This is a genomic window from Devosia sp. XK-2 (assembly GCF_037113415.1).
GTDB lineage: Bacteria > Pseudomonadota > Alphaproteobacteria > Rhizobiales > Devosiaceae > Devosia.
In genome coordinates this window covers 1,322,633-1,341,756 of record NZ_CP146608.1, presented here as the reverse complement: position 1 = coordinate 1,341,756, position 19,124 = coordinate 1,322,633, and the positions used below count along the sequence as shown (strand labels likewise).

21 protein-coding genes and 2 riboswitches are annotated in these 19,124 nt (G+C 61.4%); of the genes, 9 read left to right on the top strand and 12 right to left on the bottom strand.

Translation table 11 applies throughout. The features are described from left to right. Positions 1-66: 66 nt before the first annotated feature. The 8 genes from V8Z65_RS06455 to iolB all read left to right on the top strand — a co-directional run bounded on the left by V8Z65_RS06455 (position 67) and on the right by iolB (position 8,492). Positions 67-384 carry a metalloregulator ArsR/SmtB family transcription factor gene (locus V8Z65_RS06455; RefSeq protein ID WP_338723290.1) on the top strand — a complete coding sequence of 106 codons (318 nt, stop codon included), beginning with the start codon at positions 67-69 and terminating at the stop codon, positions 382-384. A 106-nt stretch (positions 385-490) separates the two neighbouring features. Continuing rightward, positions 491-635: riboswitch (FMN riboswitch) on the top strand. Between the two features lie 98 nt (positions 636-733). After that, positions 734-1,702, top strand: coding sequence for a DMT family transporter (locus V8Z65_RS06450; protein WP_338723289.1), 969 nt, complete (start codon positions 734-736; stop codon positions 1,700-1,702). 113 nt (positions 1,703-1,815) lie between these two features. Beyond that, positions 1,816-2,646: a MurR/RpiR family transcriptional regulator gene (locus tag V8Z65_RS06445; protein ID WP_338723287.1), complete on the top strand. Its 831-nt coding sequence runs from the start codon at positions 1,816-1,818 to the stop codon at positions 2,644-2,646. Positions 2,647-2,746: 100 nt separating this feature from the next. Next, a complete protein-coding gene (gene iolC / locus V8Z65_RS06440; protein ID WP_338723286.1) occupies positions 2,747-4,666 on the top strand; it encodes a 5-dehydro-2-deoxygluconokinase in 1,920 nt (639 codons plus the stop codon). Beyond that, positions 4,663-6,510, top strand: coding sequence for a 3D-(3,5/4)-trihydroxycyclohexane-1,2-dione acylhydrolase (decyclizing) (gene iolD, locus V8Z65_RS06435; RefSeq protein ID WP_338723284.1), 1,848 nt, complete (start codon positions 4,663-4,665; stop codon positions 6,508-6,510). The genes iolC and iolD overlap by 4 nt, the downstream gene beginning before the upstream one ends. A 10-nt stretch (positions 6,511-6,520) precedes the next feature. Next, complete coding sequence (gene iolE / locus V8Z65_RS06430) at positions 6,521-7,438, top strand: myo-inosose-2 dehydratase (protein WP_338723282.1); 918 nt, start codon at positions 6,521-6,523, stop codon at positions 7,436-7,438. Between the two features lie 57 nt (positions 7,439-7,495). Continuing rightward, on the top strand, positions 7,496-7,747 hold the full coding sequence (locus tag V8Z65_RS06425; RefSeq protein WP_338723281.1) for a hypothetical protein: 252 nt from the start codon (positions 7,496-7,498) through the stop codon (positions 7,745-7,747). Next, positions 7,692-8,492, top strand: coding sequence for a 5-deoxy-glucuronate isomerase (gene iolB, locus V8Z65_RS06420; protein WP_338723280.1), 801 nt, complete (start codon positions 7,692-7,694; stop codon positions 8,490-8,492). The genes V8Z65_RS06425 and iolB overlap by 56 nt, the downstream gene beginning before the upstream one ends. Positions 8,493-8,615: 123 nt before the next feature. On the opposite strand, the gene iolG is transcribed toward iolB, so the two are convergent. From iolG to V8Z65_RS06385, 7 genes are all read right to left on the bottom strand, one after another. Then, positions 8,616-9,653 carry an inositol 2-dehydrogenase gene (gene iolG, locus V8Z65_RS06415; protein ID WP_338723278.1) on the bottom strand — a complete coding sequence of 346 codons (1,038 nt, stop codon included), beginning with the start codon at positions 9,651-9,653 and terminating at the stop codon, positions 8,616-8,618. A gap of 98 nt (positions 9,654-9,751) precedes the next feature. Next, positions 9,752-10,207 (bottom strand): MerR family transcriptional regulator, encoded by a 456-nt coding sequence (locus tag V8Z65_RS06410; protein ID WP_338723276.1) that lies wholly within the window; start codon positions 10,205-10,207, stop codon positions 9,752-9,754. 104 nt (positions 10,208-10,311) lie between these two features. Further along, entirely contained in the window at positions 10,312-10,623 is a 312-nt protein-coding gene (locus V8Z65_RS06405) for an integration host factor subunit alpha (RefSeq protein ID WP_297108249.1), read from the bottom strand. Between the two features lie 283 nt (positions 10,624-10,906). Next, positions 10,907-11,887 carry a beta-ketoacyl-ACP synthase III gene (locus V8Z65_RS06400; protein WP_338723274.1) on the bottom strand — a complete coding sequence of 327 codons (981 nt, stop codon included), beginning with the start codon at positions 11,885-11,887 and terminating at the stop codon, positions 10,907-10,909. Then, positions 11,884-12,954 carry a phosphate acyltransferase PlsX gene (gene plsX, locus V8Z65_RS06395; RefSeq protein WP_338723273.1) on the bottom strand — a complete coding sequence of 357 codons (1,071 nt, stop codon included), beginning with the start codon at positions 12,952-12,954 and terminating at the stop codon, positions 11,884-11,886. The genes V8Z65_RS06400 and plsX overlap by 4 nt, the downstream gene beginning before the upstream one ends. An 81-nt stretch (positions 12,955-13,035) precedes the next feature. After that, a complete protein-coding gene (locus tag V8Z65_RS06390; protein ID WP_338723272.1) occupies positions 13,036-13,584 on the bottom strand; it encodes a YceD family protein in 549 nt (182 codons plus the stop codon). Continuing rightward, the gene (locus V8Z65_RS06385) at positions 13,581-14,138 is read right to left on the bottom strand and encodes a ubiquinol-cytochrome C chaperone family protein (protein ID WP_338723271.1); all 558 of its coding nucleotides are present in this window, start codon (positions 14,136-14,138) and stop codon (positions 13,581-13,583) included. The genes V8Z65_RS06390 and V8Z65_RS06385 overlap by 4 nt, the downstream gene beginning before the upstream one ends. 136 nt (positions 14,139-14,274) lie before the next feature. Here V8Z65_RS06385 and bamE point away from each other — a divergent pair, with 136 nt between their 5' ends. Next, positions 14,275-14,712, top strand: coding sequence for an outer membrane protein assembly factor BamE (bamE, locus tag V8Z65_RS06380; protein WP_338723270.1), 438 nt, complete (start codon positions 14,275-14,277; stop codon positions 14,710-14,712). 50 nt (positions 14,713-14,762) lie between these two features. Here the strand turns inward: bamE and V8Z65_RS06375 are convergent, their stop codons facing one another. The 5 genes from V8Z65_RS06375 to glyA all read right to left on the bottom strand — a co-directional run bounded on the left by V8Z65_RS06375 (position 14,763) and on the right by glyA (position 18,899). Continuing rightward, entirely contained in the window at positions 14,763-15,953 is a 1,191-nt protein-coding gene (locus tag V8Z65_RS06375) for an MFS transporter (RefSeq protein WP_338723269.1), read from the bottom strand. A 60-nt stretch (positions 15,954-16,013) separates the two neighbouring features. Continuing rightward, a complete protein-coding gene (gene nusB, locus V8Z65_RS06370) occupies positions 16,014-16,499 on the bottom strand; it encodes a transcription antitermination factor NusB (RefSeq protein WP_338723268.1) in 486 nt (161 codons plus the stop codon). Beyond that, a complete protein-coding gene (gene ribH / locus V8Z65_RS06365) occupies positions 16,500-16,973 on the bottom strand; it encodes a 6,7-dimethyl-8-ribityllumazine synthase (RefSeq protein WP_338723265.1) in 474 nt (157 codons plus the stop codon). It abuts the gene before it with no gap. Between the two features lie 123 nt (positions 16,974-17,096). Beyond that, positions 17,097-17,576, bottom strand: coding sequence for a transcriptional regulator NrdR (gene nrdR, locus V8Z65_RS06360; protein WP_338723264.1), 480 nt, complete (start codon positions 17,574-17,576; stop codon positions 17,097-17,099). A gap of 21 nt (positions 17,577-17,597) precedes the next feature. Continuing rightward, positions 17,598-18,899, bottom strand: coding sequence for a serine hydroxymethyltransferase (gene glyA / locus V8Z65_RS06355; protein WP_338723263.1), 1,302 nt, complete (start codon positions 18,897-18,899; stop codon positions 17,598-17,600). Between the two features lie 131 nt (positions 18,900-19,030). After that, a riboswitch (ZMP/ZTP riboswitch) is annotated at positions 19,031-19,115 on the bottom strand. Positions 19,116-19,124: the final 9 nt, after the last annotated feature.

Sequence of the window (19,124 nt, the reverse complement as noted above, 5' to 3'; positions counted from 1 at the left end):
CTGAAAACTGGCTGTTCAAGCGCGTCCATATCTGATACGTATATTCGTATATAAGAACTTTCTAATATGATCAAGATGGAAATCGACAAGCTCGAAGCCAATGCGGAAGAAGCCACGCGGCTGCTCGATGCGATGAGCAATGCCAAGCGGTTGCTGATCCTGTGCAATCTGCTGGACAGCGAATTGACGGTCACGGACCTGGTCGAGCGGGTGCAGCTGGGGCAGTCGCCGCTGTCGCAACATCTGGCCAAATTGCGTGCGCTGGGCTTTGTGAAGGCCAGGCGGGACGGGCAGCAAATGTATTATTCGCTGGCATCGGAGGCGGTGCGGCAGGTGCTCGAAACGCTTTATGGCATCTATTGCCTGCCGGACGGGGGCCAATAGGCGAACAGATTTTTTGTGTCGTTCGCGAAAGACGCACAGTTACACCTTTGTGCTTACTTGCGCCACGAAGCGCCCTGGCCTAAATGTCGGATTGCAGGTTCGCCTGCATTGTTCTCAGGGCGGGGTGAAATTCCCCACCGGCGGTAAAGGCAGACATGCCAAGCCCGCGAGCGCTCCCGACGATCGGGAGGTCAGCAGATCCGGTGTAATTCCGGAGCCGACGGTCATAGTCCGGATGAAAGAGAACGGGACCAAGCGCCTTTGCCGGCGCGCGCTGCCTATGGCTGCGCGATATTCGGCATGTCGTCTCCCGTAACCCTGAGGAAACTGGTTACGGAAAGGACGACAGATGAGCCAGATTTCCTCTTCTTCCCATAGCGCCGCCACATCGGGCGCGCTGTTCATGCTGGTGGCGAGCCTCGCCTTTGCCGGCACCAATACGCTGCAATCGGTGCTGCCGACGCCGATCGAATATGGCGGATTCGGCATGAGTTCGACGGGCATGGCATTCTGGCAATATCTGATTGCCTCCATTCTGGCCCTGCCCCTTATCCGCAGGATCGGGCTTTCCAAGCTCAAGACGCGCCATCCGCTGGCCCACGAAATCCGCGCCTTCGTGTCGGCGTTGGGCGTGCATGTGTTCGTCTATGGCTTTGCCGCGGGCGTGCCGATCTGGCAAATGGTGACGCTGCTGGCGACCGGCCCGCTTTTCATTATCCTGGGCACGACGCTGTTCCTGGGCGAACGCGCATCCAGCGCACGGATCGTGGCCGCGCTTGTCGGCTTTGCCGGCGCCATTATCGTTTCGGGCGTCGGGGTGGAAGGCCTGAGCTGGCAGACAGCGGTGCCGATCATTGCCGCTGCCTTATGGGCGACGACCGACATTCTGACCAAATATCTGGCGCGCGAAGAAACGCCCGAAACCCTGACCATTTCCCTATTGGTGCTGATGACACCGAACCATCTGGCGATCCTGCTGGCGGTGACGGCGCTGAGCGGCGTTCTTCCCGCGGGCGTTGCCACGGGCTTTCCGTTCAGCCTGCCTGAAGGCAATGCGCTGTGGCTGCTGTTGCTGCTTGGCGCTTTGACCGCAGCGGCCCAATATCTGCTGGCCTTCGCCTATAAGGTTGCCGACGCGGCCTATCTGCAGCCCTTCGGCGACCTCAAGGTGCCGCTGAGCGGGCTCGTTGGGTGGATCGCGCTGGGCCAGGTGCCTTCGGCGTGGTTCTGGCCGGGCGCCGCGCTGATCGTTGGCGCTTCGATCTTCATCTATTGGGTTGAGAACCGCAGGGCCCCGGCGAGTTTGCAGGCGGCATAGCGCTGCCAAACTCCGGTGGTCGAGGGGGCAGGATGCATCGCATCCTGCCCCTTTTTCTTGCGGGCGCCATCGATTTGTTCCAGATATGGAACACACATTCCACGGGGGCATGCATGACCGGCCAGGTTCCACCACGCGATTTTGTCAGCTTGCGCGCCGCCATTGTCGAAGGGCGCGACACGCTGCCAAAGCGGTTGATGCAGGTGGCCAGCTATGCACTGGAACGGCCGGATGAAATCGCCTTCGGCACGACCGCAAGCATCGCCCAGGCAGCGCAGGTGCAGCCCTCTACACTGGTTCGTTTCGCCCAGCATTTCGGATTTGACGGGTTTTCCGGGCTGCAGCAGCTCTTTCAGGAGCGGCTCAAGGGACGCAATAGCAGCTATGAGGACCGCTTGCGTGACCTGGAGGCGGCGGGAACGGCCCAGGCCGACGGGATTTCGATCCTCAATGGCTTCGTTACCGCGGGTCACAAGAGCCTTGAAAGCCTGACCAGCTCAATCGATCCGGCTGCTTTCGAGCAGGCCGTCTCCCTGTTGGCCAGTGCAGACACGATTTATCTGCTTGCGCGCCGGCGCAGTTTTCCCATCGTCACCTATATGTCCTATGCCTTCGGAAAGCTCAAAGTGCCCTGCCGGCTGGTCAGTACAGCCGCTGGCAATGACGACGATCTGCTCGCCTTTGCCAAGCCATCGGATGCGGCCCTGGCGGTCAGCTTCTCACCCTATGCTGCCGAAACCGCCGAGCAGGCCAGGATGATGAGTGAAATGGGTGTGCCGGTCGTCAGCCTCACCGATTCGGCGCTTTCGCCGCTCGCCGCCCGCTCCAGGGTCTGGTTTGAACTGGTTGAAGCGGATCATGCCGGCTTTCGCTCGCTATCGGCCAGCATGGCCTTTGCCATGGCCCTGACGGTCAGCGTGGCGGAAAAACGCCGCATGGGGTGATGACGCGCCGCCGCATTCCATTCGCAGAATGAATATTCTATCTTGAGAATTTCTGGAACCTGTGTTTCATTGCCGGTCGTTCCATCGTGGAGTTACCGCCTTGCCCGTTGCCGCCGCCAGCACCACCGATGCCCCACTTGATGTCATTACCATTGGCCGCGCCTCGGTAGACCTTTATGGGCAACAAATCGGAACCCGGCTGGAGGACGTTGCCAGCTTTGCCAAATCGGTTGGCGGCTGTCCGACAAATATCGCCGTGGGCACGGCGCGGCTGGGCCTGAAATCGGCATTGATCACCCGGGTCGGGGACGAGCAGATGGGCCGTTTCATTCGCGAGCAACTGGCCCGGGAAGGGGTGGAAACAGCGGGGATCGTCACGGACCCGGAGCGGTTGACGGCGCTCGTCCTGCTCTCGGTGGAAAACGACAAATCCTTCCCGCTGATCTTTTATCGCGACAATTGTGCCGATGCGGCGCTCGACGAAGGCGATATCGACGAAGATTTCATCCGCTCGGCGCGCGCGGTGCTGGTGACCGGCACGCATTTCGCCAGGCCGGAGAGCAATAAGGCGCAACGCAAGGCCATGCGCATTGCCCGCGAGGCCGGCGCCAAGGTGGTTTTTGACATCGATTACCGCCCTAACCTCTGGGGGCTGGCCGGCCACGACGCCGGTGACAGCCGCTATATCGCTTCGGACGTTGTGTCTGAAAAGTTGCGCAGCGTGTTGCCGGAATGCGACCTCATCGTGGGCACGGAAGAGGAAGTGCTCATTGCTGCCGGCACCGAAGACATCAGTTCCGCGCTCAAGACGATCCGGTCTCTGTCTCCCGCCGTGATTGTCCTGAAGCGCGGGCCCATGGGCTGCATCGTCTATGACGGCGCCATACCGGACGATCTGGAAGACGGTATTGTGGGACAAGGCTTTCCGATCGAAGTTTATAATGTCCTGGGCGCGGGCGATGCTTTCATGAGCGGTTTCCTGCGCGGATGGTTGCGCGGTGAAAGCCACCAGACCAGCGCCACCTGGGCCAATGCCTGTGGTGCCTTTGCCGTGTCGCGCCTGCTCTGTGCGCCGGAAATTCCGACATGGGACGAGCTGCAATTCTTCCTCGAAAAGGGCAGCCCGGAACGGGCGCTACGCAAGGATGCGACGATCAACCATGTGCATTGGACGACCACGCGCCGACGCGCAATAACCAAGCTGATGGCGCTGGCCATCGACCATCGCGCACAGCTTGAGGATATGGCCGAAGGCGATGCCGCCAAATTGGCGCGGCTGCCCGACTTCAAGGTATTGGCCGTGCAGGCGGCAAAGCAGATTGCCAGTGGCCGGGACGGCTTCGGCATGCTGCTGGACGACAAATATGGCCGGGACGCGCTTTTCGCCGCCAGCGCGATCAAGGATTTCTGGGTCGCAAAACCCATTGAACTGCCCGGCTCGCGCCCGTTGCAATTCGAGTTCAGCCAGGATCTGGGATCGCGACTGATCGACTGGCCGGTAGATCACTGCATCAAGGTGCTATGTTTCTTCCATCCGGACGACCCTGCGGACTTGCGGCGTGAGCAGATTGCCAAGCTGCGGGCGGCTTTCGACGCGGCGCGCAAGATCGGGCGGGAATTGCTGGTGGAAATCATTGCCGGCAAGCACGGCACACTGGGCGAGGACACGGTGGCGAGCGCGCTGAGCGAGGTTTACGATGCCGGCATAAAGCCGGACTGGTGGAAGCTGGAGGCGCAACCGAGCGCGGCGGCCTGGGCGGAAATCGACAGCGTCATCGAGGACCGCGACCCCTATTGCCGCGGAGTCGTTCTACTGGGGCTGGATGCCCCGCAGGCCGAGCTGGAGGCGGGATTTGCCATCGCAAAATCGTCTCGAACGGTGAAGGGCTTTGCCGTGGGACGCACGATATTTGCCGATGCGGCCCGCGATTGGCTGGACAACAAGATGAGCGACGAAGAAGCGGTTGCCGATATGGCAAAGCGCTTCGGGGCGCTGGTGGAGATTTGGGAGAGGCCATGAGCCAGAATACCATTCGCCTGACTATGGCGCAGGCAGTCGCGCGGTTTTTGAGCGCGCAGAAAACGGTCATCAATGGCGAGACCGTGCCGATCTTCGGCGGGGTCTGGGCCATTTTCGGGCATGGCAATGTCGCCGGCGTCGGTGAAGCGCTGCATGCCGTCAAGGACGAGCTGCCGACCTTTCGCGGCCAGAACGAGCAAAGTATGGCGCATGCCGCCATCGCCTATGCCAAGGCCAATTTCCGCCGCCGCTTCATGGCGTGTACCTCGTCCATCGGACCGGGCGCGCTTAATATGGTGACAGCCGCAGCGCTGGCCCATGTGAACCGCATTCCAGTACTGCTGCTGCCCGGCGATGTCTTTGCCAACCGGCTGCCCGACCCTGTGCTGCAGCAGGTGGAGGATTTCGGCGATGGCACGATTTCGGCCAATGACTGCTTCAAGCCGGTCAGCCGCTATTTCGACCGGATCACCCGGCCAGAACAGATCATTCCGGCGCTGCGCCGGGCCATGCAGGTGCTGACCGACCCGGCCGAATGCGGACCGGTAACGCTGTCGCTTTGCCAGGATGTGCAGGCGGAAGCCTATGACTATCCGGAGAGCTTCTTTGCCGAAAAGGTGTGGGTACCGCGCCGGATCATGCCTGATGCTGACGAATTTGCGACTGCGGCGGCGGCACTGAAACTGGCGAAAAAGCCGGTGATCATTGCCGGCGGTGGTGTGCTCTATTCGGAGGCGAGCGAAAGCCTTGCTGCCTTTGCCGAGGACCATGGCATTCCGGTGATGGAGACGCAGGCGGGGAAAAGTTCCCTGCCTCACGACCATAAGCTCAATATGGGTTCGGTTGGCGTAACCGGCACGTCAGCCTCCAATGCTCTTGCCGAAGAGGCCGATGTGGTGCTGGCGGTGGGCACCCGGCTGCAGGATTTCACCACCGGGTCCTGGGCGCTGTTCAAGAATGAGGACCTCAAAATCGTTGGCCTCAATGTGCAGGTTTTCGATGCCATGAAGCATGAAGGCCTGCCGCTAGTGGCCGATGCCCGGGTTGGCCTGGAGGCACTCGATGCAGCGCTGACCGGTTGGCAGGTTGATTCCGCCTGGACCGACAAGGCCTTGAATGGCAAGACAGAATGGCTCAAGGCGGCCGATGCGGCGCGCGCCGCATCCAATGCCGAATTGCCGTCTGACGCGCAGGTTATCGGTGCGGTGCAGCGCGGGCGCGGCAAGGCGACGCTGGTTTGCGCGGCAGGCGGGCTGCCAGGCGAGTTGCATAAGCTTTGGCGCGCCGACGCCCCGGGCAGCTATCATCTCGAGTATGGTTTTTCGACCATGGGTTACGAGATTGCGGCGGGGCTGGGCGTGGCGCTGGCGCGGCCGGATAGCGACACCGTGGTCATGGTGGGCGATGGCTCCTATCTGATGATGAACTCTGAGATCGTCAGTGCGGTCATGCTGGGTATCCGGCTCACCATCGTTGTGCTCGACAATTCCGGCTATGGCTGCATCAACCGGCTGCAAATGGCCACGGGTGGCGCCAATTTCAACAATCTCTTCCGCGATACGCGGCATGAGACAATGCCCAATGTGGACTTTGCTGCGCATGCCGCCGCCATGGGCGCCAAGGCGGGCAAGGTGTCGTCGCTGGCCGAGCTGGAGGCCGCGCTGGTTCAAAGCGAGGGCGCTGGCGGCGTGCATGTTTTCGTCATCGACACCGACCCGCTGATCACCACCGATGAGGGTGGCCATTGGTGGGATGTTGCGGTGCCGGAAGTCAGCGAGCGTCCGCAGGTCAATGCGGCGCGTGAGGCCTATGTAAAAGCGCTCAAGGCACAACGGGCCGGGTAGGAGACAATCGATGAAAGCCAAACTCGGCATGTCGCCCATCGCCTGGTGGAACGACGATCTGGTGGAATTGAGCGATGATGTGTCGCTCGAAGAATGCCTGCGGCAGTCCCGTTCGGCCGGGTTCACCGGTATGGAAAAGGGCCGGCGTTTTCCGGACGATCCGGAGGTCATGCTGCCCATTCTCAGGGCCGCCGACGTCACGCTGTGTGGCGGATGGTTCTCGGGCACGCTAGTGGACGAGGATATCGCTGCCAATAAGGACCGCATCGCGCCCATGATCGAACTGTTCAAGGCGGTCAATGCGCCTTGCATCGTCTATGGCGAGGTGGGCCGCTCGATCCAGGGCAAGCGGGATATTCCACTGGCGCGGAAGCCCAAGCTCTCGGACGACGAGATGAAGGCCTATGCGCGCAAGGTGACCGCGTTTGGCGAATGGTGCGCCGAGCAGGGCATGCCGCTGAGCTATCACCATCATATGGCGGCGGTGGTCGAGACCGAGCCGGAGCTGGATGCCTTTATGGTGGCCTCGGGTCCGGGCATTCCGCTATTGCTCGATGCCGGGCACCTGGCCTTTGCCGGCGGCGATGTGTTGCGCGCCATCGACAAGCATCATGCGCGGATCAACCATGTGCATGTCAAGGATATCCGCCGCGCCGTGGTCGATGGACTGGATCGGCAGAAACAGAGTTTTCTCGATGCGGTGGCGCTGGGCGCCTTCACGGTGCCGGGCGATGGATCGCTCGATTTCGGGGCCATCGTGCAGCGGCTGGCCGATCACGGCTATGAGGGCTGGTTCGTGGTCGAGGCCGAGCAGGACCCTGTCGCCAATCCGCCGCTCAAAATGGCCCAGGTTGGGCACAAGGAGCTGATGCGGGTGATGAGGGCCGCCGGCTATGAGGTCGAAACCGAGGGTTTTCCGAAAAACTGAGTCTTTTGAAGCGGCTGTGGTAAAGCCTTGCCGAACTGAATCAGTAGGGAGGCGGCCATGGCGCTGAAAGAAAACGACCTCAAATGGTTCCGCCCCATGTGGCGGCGCGTGGCGGTGGCGGTGTTCCTCGCCCTGTGGCTGGGCTGGGAACTGTTCTACACCAGAGACTCGTTCTGGGCGCTGCTGGTGGGCGCGGCCCTGGCCTATGTGGCCTGGAATTTCTTCTATAAATTTCCCAAGGAGGACATGGAAAATGAGCAAGTCCCCCCTTCTCGTCCGGCCGACGAGCAAGACCGGCAAGATCCATGATGTGACGCCGGAAACGGCGGGTTGGAGCCATGTCGGTTTCGGGCTGCACAAACTGGCGCCCGGGGAGGCCTATGGCGAGCCGACAGGCGAGAGGGAAGTGTGCCTGGTGCTGGTGAGCGGCAAGGGTCGCTTTGCCGTCGACGGCGAGGATTTCGGCGAATTGGGCGAACGCATGAGCCCGTTCGAAGGGGCGCCCTGGGCGCTTTATGTGCCGGCAGGCCGGCATTGGGCTGTGGATGCAACCACGGAGATGGAGCTGGCGGTGTGTTCGGCGCCGGGCGGTGGCGATCATCATGCCAAGGTCATTGCGCCCGGCACGCATCCGCGCATTACCAGAGGAACCGGCGCCAATGTGCGGCATGTCTACAATATCATGCCCGAGGATGATGGCGCGGCCAATGCCTTGCTAGTGGTGGAGGTGATCACCCCGCAGGGCAATACCTCGTCCTACCCGCCGCATAAGCATGACCAGGACAATCTTCCGCATGAAAGCCAGTTGGAAGAGACCTATTATCACCGGATGAACCCGCCGCAGGGCTTTGCCTTCCAGCGCGTCTATACCGATGACCGGAGCCTGGATGAGGCCATGGCGGTGGAAGATGGCGACGTGACGCTGGTGCCGCGCGGTTATCACCCGGTGGCAACGACCGCCGGATATGATCTCTATTATCTCAACGTCATGGCCGGGCCGAAGCGGGTGTGGAAGTTCCACAATGCGGCAGAGCATGAGTGGATGCTGGGGTAGTCCAGCGCGCCAAGGGGCGCTTTTCCGCCCTCGGACTTGATCCGAGGGCCAGCAGAGGCAATTGCGTGGGTTGCGAATGGCCCTCGGGTCGAGCCCGAGGGCGGCGCTGCGTATCGCCGGCGATCAGCGTCCCTGGAAGACGGATCTATCGGCCAGCGGGCCGGTGATCTCGCTGACCTTGACGGCCCTGCCCTCCTCGACCGATTTCAGCGCTGCTTCGGCCAAAGCCAGGGCGATCAGCCCATCGGCGCCGCTTGGCGTGGCTGGCGTCTTGGACTCGACGAAATCAATGAAGCTACTGATTTCGCGGGCATAGGCTTCGGTGTAGCGGGTCATGAAAAAATCATGCAGTGGCGGGCGGGTATAACCGGTCGCGTTGGCAATCTCGATGGAGACCGGGCGCTGGTTCTCCGCGGAAACCGCGCCTTTGGAGCCATGCACTTCGATGCGCTGATCATAGCCATAGGCGGCGCGGCGCGAATTGGAGATGGTGGCGTGTTTTCCCGTGGCGGTGGCGAGCATGACCGAGGCGCTGTCAAAGTCACCGGCGTCGCCAATGGCCTTGTCGACCAGCACGGAAGCCTGGGCCGAGACGGTCTCGATTTCCTCGCCGAGCAGGAAACGCGCCATGTCGAAATCATGGATAGTCATGTCGCGGAAAATGCCGCCAGAGCGTTTGACATAGTCCGCCGGCGGAGCGCCGGGATCGCGGGAGGTGATGGTGACCATCTCCACATCGCCGATCTGGCCCTCGTCGATGGCAGCCCGGACCGCCTGAAAGTGCGGGTCGAAGCGGCGGTTGAAGCCGACCATCAAGGTCGCGCCAGCCTCATCGACCACTCGCAGGCAGGACTTCACGCGCTCAACGTCCAGATCAATGGGCTTTTCGCAAAAGATGGCCTTGCCCGCGCGGGCGAAGCGCTCGATCAGGTCGGCATGGGTGTCGGTGGGCGTGCAGATGATGACCGCATCGATATCGGAGGCCGCCTCAATGGCTTCGATGTCGCGTACCTCCGCCGCATATTGATCCGCCAGCGCCTTGGCGGCATCGGCCATGGCATCGGCCACGGCCACCAGTTTCGCCTTGGGATTGGCCGACACAGCCTTAGCATGCACCTTGCCAATACGACCCGCGCCAAGAAGGCCAAAGCGTACACTCATCATGAATTCTCCACCCGAATGGCAGCCAAACCGGCCTCGCTAATTTCGGAATGTTTAGTCTCTTTTTCGAGAGAGTGAAACAGAAATTCCGCGGACTTTCAGTGCTCGCGCGCACGCTCCAGCAGGCGCTTGCATTCGAGCAGTTCGCGCAGAACTTCAGAGAGCTTGTCTCGCGCTTCCTGGTCCAGCGCGGAACTGGCCAGCATCTGCGCCTCTTCGAGCTCCGCCTCATCCCCGGCTGCCTCGGCCTGCTCAATCATGGGCAGGATTTCATCGAGCCCCTTGCCTTCGCCAACGGCGATGACATAGCGCGACCCCTGATCCTTGAGGATTTTCTGAACGCCCTTGATGGTGAAGCCCTGATCGTAAAGCAGGTGGCGAATGCCACGCAGCAGCATGACGTCTTCGGGGCGGTAATAGCGCCGGCCGCCGCCGCGCTTGAGGGGCTTGATGGTGGAAAAGCGGGTTTCCCAGAATCGCAGAACGTGCTGAGGAAGATCGAGCTCTTCTGCAGCTTCAGAGATGGTACGGAACGCGTCTGGCGACTTGTCCAAACCGCGATTCTCCCTGTCCAGGGCAAGGCGCCTGTTGCAGTTTCACCCCTACGCAGCCGAAAAACCAAGGCCATTCGGCCATGGAATCCAAATGCGTAAAAGCCTTACTTTCCAGCGCCGACCATAGACTTGTTGATCTTGGACTTCAACACATTGGAGGGTTTGAACACAAGAACCTGCCGGGGCAGGATAGGCACTTCCTCACCGGTCTTGGGATTGCGGCCAATCCGCTCGTTTTTCGAGCGCACCTGGAACGATCCGAACGAGGAGAGCTTGACATTGGCGCCGGTCACGAGCGCGTCGGAGATCAGTTCCAATACGCGTTCGACCAATTCCGCCGATTCTGTCCTTGAGAGCCCGACCGAGCCGTAGACCGCCTCGGCAAGGTCTGCTCGCGTAACCGTCTTCTGCGTCATTCAAGCCCCCATTTTGCAGTGGGTCCGGTCTCCCGTCCACTGGCATGCCAAATGTCATTGCCAGAAGCCACCGACCCGCGCATCCGGCCAAGTCAATGGCAGGGATTTCTTCCCCTGAACGACGCCGCCGCACGATTCTGTGGTGTGGGCTTCAGCGTCGGGTTCCTCCAACCCAAGAAGAACACTAACGCCTTGAAACGCTTGAGGTCAATGCGCTTCCCACCGGTCGCAAGCGATCGGGTTGGGCGGCTTTGCGCGCCGGAAGCGGTTTTGCCGCAATTCCTTACCAGCGAATGAGAGAGGCGCCCCAGGTAAAGCCGCCGCCCATGGCTTCGAGCATGACCAGATCGCCGGGCTGGATACGGCCATCCGCAACAGCCACGCTCAGCGCCAGCGGCACCGAGGCCGCCGAGGTATTGGCGTGAATATCGACGGTGGTGATCACCTTTTCGGGCGGCAGGCCCAGCTTAGCCCCTGCCCCGTCGATGATGCGCTTATTGGCCTGATGCGGGACGAACCAGTCGAGATCGCCCACGGTGTAGCCGGCCTGTTCGAGCGAGGCATAGACCACGTCGGTTATCTTGCCCACGGCATGGCGAAACACCTCGGGGCCCTGCATATGCACAAAGCCGGTGGTGCCGGTGGTCGAGGGACCGCCATCGACATAGAGCTTGTCCCAATGCCGCCCGTCCGAGCGCAGGGCAGAGGTAAGCACGCCGCGCTCCGGCTCGCCCGGTGCGATATCGACCCGCTCCATGACCACGGCGCCGGCGCCATCGCCAAACAGGACGCAGGTGCTGCGATCGGTCCAGTCGAGCAGGCGCGAAAAGGTTTCGGCGCCGATAACCAGAACGCGGTGGGCCATGCCGTTCTTGATATAGCTGTCGGCCGTGGCCACGGCATAGACGAAGCCTGAGCAGACCGCCTGGATGTCAAAGGCAAAACCGTGATGCATCCCCAGCTTCATCTGCACCAGCGTGGCGGCGCTGGGAAAAGTATAATCGGGCGTGGTGGTGGCGACGATGATAAGGTCTATGTCCTCGACGGCGAGGCCGGCATGATCGAGTGCCGCGCGAGCCGCAGCCGTGGCCAGGTCGGAGGTATATTCCCCCTCGGCCGCAATGTGCCGCTCCTTGATACCAACGCGCTGCTGTATCCACTCGTCGGATGTATCGACGGTCCTGGCCAATTCTTCATTGGTAACGACCTTGGCCGGCAGATAGCTGCCGACCCCACGAATGACGGAACGGATTGTGCTGGTCACGCCGATTTGGCCTCAGTGTCGATTGGCAGTTCGGAGGCTGCCTTGTGGATTGGAAAACGCTGCATGGTGTCACCCACCTTATCCATCAAACGGCTACGAGCCATTTCATAGGACAGTCCGAGGGCACTTTTGTAACCGATCTCGTCGGTGCCGCCATGGGATTTGATGACGATGCCATTAAGGCCCATGAACACGCCGCCATTGACGGTACGCGGGTCCATTTTGCGCCTCAGGGCATTAAGGGCCGAAGATGCCAGGAGGGCACCGATCCGGCTCATCCAGGTGGCCTTGAGCGACTGGCGCAGATAAGTGGCCACCTGCCGGGCCGTGCCTTCTGCCGTTTTGAGCGCGATATTGCCCACAAAGCCCTCGGTAACGACCACATCGACAGTTCCCTTGCCGATATCGTCGCCTTCGACAAAGCCATGATAGCTGAAACCGGCGCCGCTGGCCTCGGTGAGGATGCGGCCGGCCTCCTTGATCGATTCGAGGCCCTTGACCTCTTCGGTCCCCACATTGAGCAGGCCGACAGTGGGTGAGTCCGCGTCGAACAAGGCCCGCGCCAGCGCCGAGCCAAGAATAGCATAGTCCACCAATTGCCGGGCATCGGCGCCAATGGTGGCGCCCATGTCGAGCACGATGATGTCGGACCGCAGGGTCGGCCAGATGGCGGCGATGCCGGGACGGGAGATGCCTTCCATGGGCCGGAGGCAGAAGGTGGCCATAGCCATCAGCGCGCCGGTATTGCCACCCGAGATGGCAACATCGGCTTCCTTGTCCTTGACCGCCTGGATCGCCATCCACATGGACGAGGTGCCCTTGCCCTTGCGCAGGGCCTGGCTGGGCTTTTCGTCCATGGCGATGACAGTCTCGCAATGTCGAACCGTCGACACAGGCTTGAGTCCGGGGAATTCTTCGAGCAAGGGCTCGATCTGGTCCTTCAGGCCATGGAAAATGAAGCGCGTATTCTTGCGTTCCTTCAGGGCCAGGTGGGCCCCATGAATGACGGCACGCGGGGCGTGATCACCACCCATGGCATCCACGGAAATAGTAATAGAATCGGTCATTTCAGCCCGTTTTTCGGCCCACTAGAGGGGCAAACAAACATATCCCATCAACGGGTCGGCGCAAGCCCTAGGGGCTCGCCCCTACTTCTTGTCCCCATTCTCACCCTTGAGACGGGCGAGTTTGGCAAAGGGGCTTTCTTTCTCGCTTGCGGTGGAAACGCCCAGAGATTGAAGCGACTCACCGGGAAGGCGCGGATAGGGGTCGAGCGCCAGCGCCAGGGTTTCGAGCAGGAGTGCGCTCAGATCCACTTCGGGACCATCGATGTGATCGGGAAAATCGTCACTTTCAAGGTCAATGAAAATTTCGGCACCCGCGGCAGGCGCCTGTTTCTCGCGCGGCGCGGGCAGAAATACCCGATCGATGGGCTCGGAAATGACTTCGGCAACCGGCTCGAAGCTGATGACCGAGGCCTGGGTTACGGTCGCATCAAGGTGCCCAAAAGCGCGCAGGCCGCCACGGAGCGGCGACACGGTCAGATCGGCCGTGAACCGTTCGACCGAGAGGATATGCATGGCCTCGGCAATCGCCTGGCGGGCAGCTTCGTCGGCTTGTACAGCAATCGAGCGACCGCTGGCCGGCAATTTGTCGATGCGGACGACAGCATCGAAAATGGGCTCGGGCCGGCTCATGCCGCGGCCTCGAAGTGAACCGAGCCGGCGGTGATGGTTTGGATCGGCTGTGCAGCCAGTTCCGCATCGCGGGCAATGACATAGTCGGCAAGGGCGCGCAGTTGCGGCGCCTTCTCGCTCTCGAAGACATTGCGCGCCAGGACCGCGGCCAGAGCCTCGGCGTCGTTCCGATCCATGGCCTCGTTCATGGCGGCGAGCAGGCCAAAGAAGATATTGCCCATTTTCTGGATTTTCTTGGGCACCCCCAGATCGGATACGCCCATTTCGCGCAGCGATCGATCCATATCCTTGAAAAACAGATCGAACAGCGCCTGGCTGAATTCCTTCGAGCCTTCCGGACCATTGCGCAAGCGGCGAAACAGCAGCGCCATATGCAGGCTGATCATGTCGAAACGACCGGTCACAGTGTCCGGTACGCCCCATTGTGCATAGAAGACCGGCTGCCGGGATTGCGCCACAATGGAATTATAGACGGCGTAAACCGGCTCTGTGTCAGTCTTCTTGCGAAACAACGACATGATCATGGGATTGCGCTCAGCGTCGGTATCGGTCAAACACGGGATAGATCGGGGTGCCGGATCAATGCCAGCTTGCCAGACGGCCAAGTTGACAGCTACACATTCCGGCGGCCAATGGGCACGCGCCCAAGTGTCACGCCTATAGTCGACAGCCATTGGGAAAGTCAAATTCATGCTCCTGCGAATTGCGAAAGCCTCCGTTGCCGCGGCCGTTCTGGCCGTTGCGCTCGCCGGCTGCACCAGCAGCACATCGCTGGTCTCCAAGCGGACCCAGGGCTACGAAATTCCGGATTCGGCGCTGCAGCAGATTCGTCCCGGCCAGAGCCAGCAATTGGTGACGCTGGTGCTCGGTTCGCCGCAATCGACCAATACATTTGGTGACCGTACTGCCTGGTACTATGTCGAAACCAAGGTCAGCCAGACCTCGTTCGGCCTGACAATGGTGGAGGAGCGCACCGTTCTTGCGATCTATTTCGACCGCAACAAGAAGGTTATCGAGAGGGCCGTATATGCCCTGGAAGACGGCAAGGCGGTCAATATCGAAACGCGGCGCACCCCCTCGTTCGGCGAGGATGCGACCTTTATCGACGCCATCCTGTCCTCGTTCTGAGGCCGGCCATATTCCTTGCAAAGGGCTCCGGTTTTCCGGGGCCTTTTTCTTTATGCGCGGGCCTGGCGCATCGCTCCGAAACCGAGCAGCAGGATGGTCAGGGTCGCGACCGGGATCGCCAGGATGTTGATGGCCTGCCAGCCGAGCAATTGCAGCAGCAGACCCGAGCTCAGCGAGGCAATGGCGCTGGCGCCGAACACCACCTGCTCATTGACGGCCTGCACGCGCCCGGCTTCCTGCGGGCGGTAGCTGGTGGCCAGCATGGCGGTGGAGCCGATAAAGCCGAAATTCCAGCCCAGGCCGAGCAGGATCAGCGTGGCGGTGAAATGGGCGACGGTGATGCCGTTGAGCGCTATCACGGCGCAGGCGATAATCAGAAGCAGGCCGATAGCGGTGACCAGATTGGCGCCAATGCGCTTGATAATGGCGCCGGTGACAAAGCTTGGGGCGAACATGGCGACCACATGCCACTGGATGGCTCCCGCCGCCTCGTTCGGCGAATGACCGCACAGATGCACCATGGCCAGCGGCGCGGCAACCATGATGAGGGTCATCAGCGCGTAGCTTAGGGCGGCGCCGAGCATGGGCAGGATAATTTCGGGCTGGCGCAGAAGCACCGATAGCGGGCGGCCTTTATCGCCGGCCGGTCCGGGCGCATGGGTTGGCGCCAGCCGGGTTGCGGACAGGACCAGCACGGAGGTGAGCGAGAGCACGGCGATCACCAGGAAACTGGCGGCATATTCGGCGCCCTCGATCCAGGTTCGGGTGAGCGCGCTGAGCTGCGGGCCGAAAAAGCCGGCCGCCACGCCACCGAACATGACCCAGGAAATGGCCTGGCTCTTGAGATCGGGGGCGACGCTATCGGCGGCGGCAAAGCGCACCTGCTGCATGAAGGCACCCGACACACCAACCAGGAAAAGCCCTGCTGCAAAGAGATAAAAGTTTCCCATAATCACGGCCGCTGTTGCCAGCAAAGAGGCGGGAATGCCGATAGATGCGCCCAACATCAGGCCGCGGGTGCGCCCAAGGCGATAGATGGTTAGCGTGGCCGAGGAAGTCGCCAGCGCCAGACCGACGATCATGGCCGTGACCGGCAGGGTGGCGGCGGCGGGATCGGGCGCCAGGTTGACAGCGGCCAGGGCCGCCACAGACATGATGATGGACGAGTTCGACCCGCCCAGCGCCTGCACGACGGAAAGCAGTCCGATATTGCGGATCGATTGGCGGCGGCTGTCTGTCATCGGGATTGTCCTGAAAAGAGCGCCGCGAAGGTGCGCCCCCCGAACAATCGCGTCAATGGATCAGTTCATCTCTGCGCCGGCGGAGCGGGCGATAGAGTCGAGCGCCGCATTGACCAGGCCGGAGGCGTCGTCCTCGTAAAAGGCGCGGGCGACATCGACATATTCGGAGATGACCACGCGGGGTGGAATATCCTTGCGGCGCAGCAATTCGAAGGCGGCGGCGCGCAGGATGGCGCGCAAGGTTGCGTCGACGCGCTCAATCGGCCAGCCCTCGGCCAGCGCCTTATCGACCGAAGGGTCGATTTCGAGCTGGTGTTTGGCCACGCCGGTGACGATCTGGCGGAAAAAGTCGGCATCGGCGGGCAGATATTGATCCCCCTCAACCTCGCGGCCCAGGCGGAACGCGCCGAACTGGGCCAGCGTATCCTCGAGCGTCGCCCGGCCGATATCCATCTGATAGAGCGCCTGGACGGCGGCAAGACGGGCGGCGCCGCGCTGATTGGCTGGGCGCGAGGCGCCGGGATCACGTTTGGGGTGGTCGGTCATCTAGCTGTTCAGTTTCGCTTTCACGTCGGACAAGGCCAGTGCAGCTCGTGCTGCATCCCCGCCCCGGTCCTGATCATTCACATGGGCCCGGATCCAGGCCTGTGCCTCGTTTTCCACCGTCAGGATGCCAATGCCAAGTGGCAAAGCATCAACAACGGCCAGTTCTGCCAGCGCCCTGATACTCTCATTGGCGACCGACACATAATGATTGGTCTGGCCACGGATGACGCAGCCAAGCGCCACATAGCCGTCAAAGCGTCCGGTTTCAATCGCCATTGCCATGGCGACGGGCACTTCCATGGCGCTGGGGACGGCGATCACCTCATGGGTGGCACCGGCCTTGTCCAGCGCCGCCACCGCACCGCGCTTCATCTCCTCGGCTATTTCTGGATAGGCCCTGCCCTCGACGATGAGGAAATGAAGGCCCCTGCCCGCCTCTGGCGGGAGCGGAAACCGCACACCATAGGAATCCATGATCGACCTCCCTCGGCTGGCGTCTTTCCAATGACGCCAGCCCATAATAGCGCAATCACGGCCAGCGGGGCAGTCGCGGCTTATCGGGGGATGAACGAAACCTTCCGCCAGGCCCGGCTCCGCTCAGTCGTCGTCCTCTGGCAGTGCGGTGTCGTTCTCGGCCAGGTCCGCGAGGAATGACCGGAAGTCGTTCGCGGCCGAGAAGTTCTTGTAAACGCTAGCAAATCGAACAAAGGCCACGTCATCGAGGCCCTTGAGACCTTCCATGACATATTCGCCGATCTGGTCGGAGGTGACCTCAACATCGCCCAGGCTTTCGAGCTGGCGGACGATGCCCGAGATCATGCGCTCGACCTTTTCGGGTTCGACCGAGCGCTTGCGCAGGGCGGTATTGACCGAGCGGGCGAGCTTTTCGCGGTCGAACGGCACTTTGCGGCCCGTCTTTTTCACGACGGTGAGATCGCGAAGCTGGACCCGTTCGAAGGTGGTGAAGCGACCGCCACAGCCGTTGCAGACGCGACGGCGCCGAATAGCGCCCGAATCCTCGGTCGGGCGGCTATCCTTCACCTGGGTATCGTCATTGCCACAATAGGGGCAGCGCATTGTGAACGTTGACCTTCGCTTTTAGCTGTAAATGGGGAAACGATCGGTGAGTGCTTTCACCTTGTCGCGCACAGCGGCTTCCACCGCCGCGTTGCCATCGTCCTCATTGGCCTGCCGCAGCCCATCGAGAACTTCCACGATCAGCGCGCCGATCTCCTGGAATTCCGCCACGCCGAAACCACGCGTGGTGCCGGCAGGAGTGCCCAAACGAATGCCGGACGTGACAAACGGCTTTTCCGGATCGAAGGGAATGCCGTTCTTGTTGGTGGTGATATAGGCGCGACCCAGAGCCGCCTCGGCGCGTTTGCCCGTGGCGTTTTTGGGCCGCAGGTCGACCAGCATCAAATGGTTGTCGGTGCCACCGGATACCACATCAAGGCCCTGGGCCTTGAGGGTTTCGGCCAGCGCCCGGGCATTGTCGACAACCTGCCGTGCATAAGCCTTGAATTCGGGCTGCAATGCCTCCTTCAGGGCCACTGCCTTGGCGGCAATGACGTGCATGAGCGGACCACCCTGCAGCCCCGGGAAAACGGCCGAATTCACCTTTTTGGCGATGTCCTCGTCATTGCTGAGAATGAGGCCGCCGCGGGGACCGCGCAGGGATTTATGGGTCGTTGTGGTAACGACATGAGCGTGCGGGACCGGCGAAGGATGCACGCCGCCGGCAACCAGCCCGGCAATGTGGGCCATATCGACCATGAGATAGGCGCCAACGCTATCGGCGATCTCGCGGAAGCGCTTCCAGTCCCAGATGCGGGAATAGGCGGTGCCGCCGGCGAGGATCAGCTTGGGCTTGTGTTCATGCGCCTTACGCTCAACGTCGTCCATATCGAGCAGGTGATCGTCCTGGCGGACACCATAGGAGACCACATTGAACCACTTGCCCGACATGTTGACCGGCGAACCGTGGGTGAGGTGACCACCCGAATTCAGGTCGAGCCCCATAAAGGTATCGCCGGGCTGCAGCAGGGCGAGAAAAACCGCCTGGTTCATCTGCGAACCGGAATTGGGCTGCACATTGGCGAAGTTGGCGCCAAAGAGCTGCTTGGCCCGTTCGATAGCGAGATTCTCGGCGATATCGACATATTGGCAGCCGCCGTAATAGCGCTTGCCCGGATATCCTTCCGCATATTTGTTGGTCATGATCGAGCCCTGCGCCTCGAGTACGGCACGCGAGACGATGTTTTCGGAGGCGATCAGCTCGATCTCGTGCTGCTGACGACCGAGTTCGAGGCCGATGGCTTCGGCGATCTCGGCATCGGTCTCGGCCAGGGTGTTCGAGAAGAACTTCGGAAAGATCGAGGAAGATTGGGCGGCGCTCATCGGGCGGTTACCTCGTTGACGGTCGAATGGGTCGGCGTGGACAGGGCTTTATCACGGGGCAAATCGCGATTCCAAGGCCGGCAATCATGTGTGATGTGTCTTAAAGAGTGCATGGGGCTCCCCTTGTTGCAGATGGGTGCCCAGGCGAGCGGCTCTTACAAAGGTTCGCGTTCCCCGATGGTTCCCCATCTCTTCTCGCCAGTCGCGCGAACGGCCCTTTTATGC

Coding starts and splice junctions, on each gene's coding strand:
- V8Z65_RS06405 (WP_297108249.1), bottom strand. CDS start 10,623: ATGACGCAGAAGACGGTTACGCGAGCAGACCTTGCCGAGGCGGTCTAC.
- plsX (WP_338723273.1), bottom strand. CDS start 12,954: ATGACCGATTCTATTACTATTTCCGTGGATGCCATGGGTGGTGATCAC.
- V8Z65_RS06390 (WP_338723272.1), bottom strand. CDS start 13,584: ATGAGCCGGCCCGAGCCCATTTTCGATGCTGTCGTCCGCATCGACAAA.
- V8Z65_RS06375 (WP_338723269.1), bottom strand. CDS start 15,953: ATGACAGACAGCCGCCGCCAATCGATCCGCAATATCGGACTGCTTTCC.
- V8Z65_RS06455 (WP_338723290.1), top strand. CDS start 67: ATGATCAAGATGGAAATCGACAAGCTCGAAGCCAATGCGGAAGAAGCC.
- nrdR (WP_338723264.1), bottom strand. CDS start 17,576: ATGCGCTGCCCCTATTGTGGCAATGACGATACCCAGGTGAAGGATAGC.
- nusB (WP_338723268.1), bottom strand. CDS start 16,499: ATGACCGACCACCCCAAACGTGATCCCGGCGCCTCGCGCCCAGCCAAT.
- V8Z65_RS06445 (WP_338723287.1), top strand. CDS start 1,816: ATGACCGGCCAGGTTCCACCACGCGATTTTGTCAGCTTGCGCGCCGCC.
- V8Z65_RS06425 (WP_338723281.1), top strand. CDS start 7,496: ATGGCGCTGAAAGAAAACGACCTCAAATGGTTCCGCCCCATGTGGCGG.
- glyA (WP_338723263.1), bottom strand. CDS start 18,899: ATGAGCGCCGCCCAATCTTCCTCGATCTTTCCGAAGTTCTTCTCGAAC.
- iolE (WP_338723282.1), top strand. CDS start 6,521: ATGAAAGCCAAACTCGGCATGTCGCCCATCGCCTGGTGGAACGACGAT.
- ribH (WP_338723265.1), bottom strand. CDS start 16,973: ATGGATTCCTATGGTGTGCGGTTTCCGCTCCCGCCAGAGGCGGGCAGG.
- iolG (WP_338723278.1), bottom strand. CDS start 9,653: ATGAGTGTACGCTTTGGCCTTCTTGGCGCGGGTCGTATTGGCAAGGTG.
- iolD (WP_338723284.1), top strand. CDS start 4,663: ATGAGCCAGAATACCATTCGCCTGACTATGGCGCAGGCAGTCGCGCGG.
- bamE (WP_338723270.1), top strand. CDS start 14,275: ATGCTCCTGCGAATTGCGAAAGCCTCCGTTGCCGCGGCCGTTCTGGCC.
- V8Z65_RS06450 (WP_338723289.1), top strand. CDS start 734: ATGAGCCAGATTTCCTCTTCTTCCCATAGCGCCGCCACATCGGGCGCG.
- iolB (WP_338723280.1), top strand. CDS start 7,692: ATGAGCAAGTCCCCCCTTCTCGTCCGGCCGACGAGCAAGACCGGCAAG.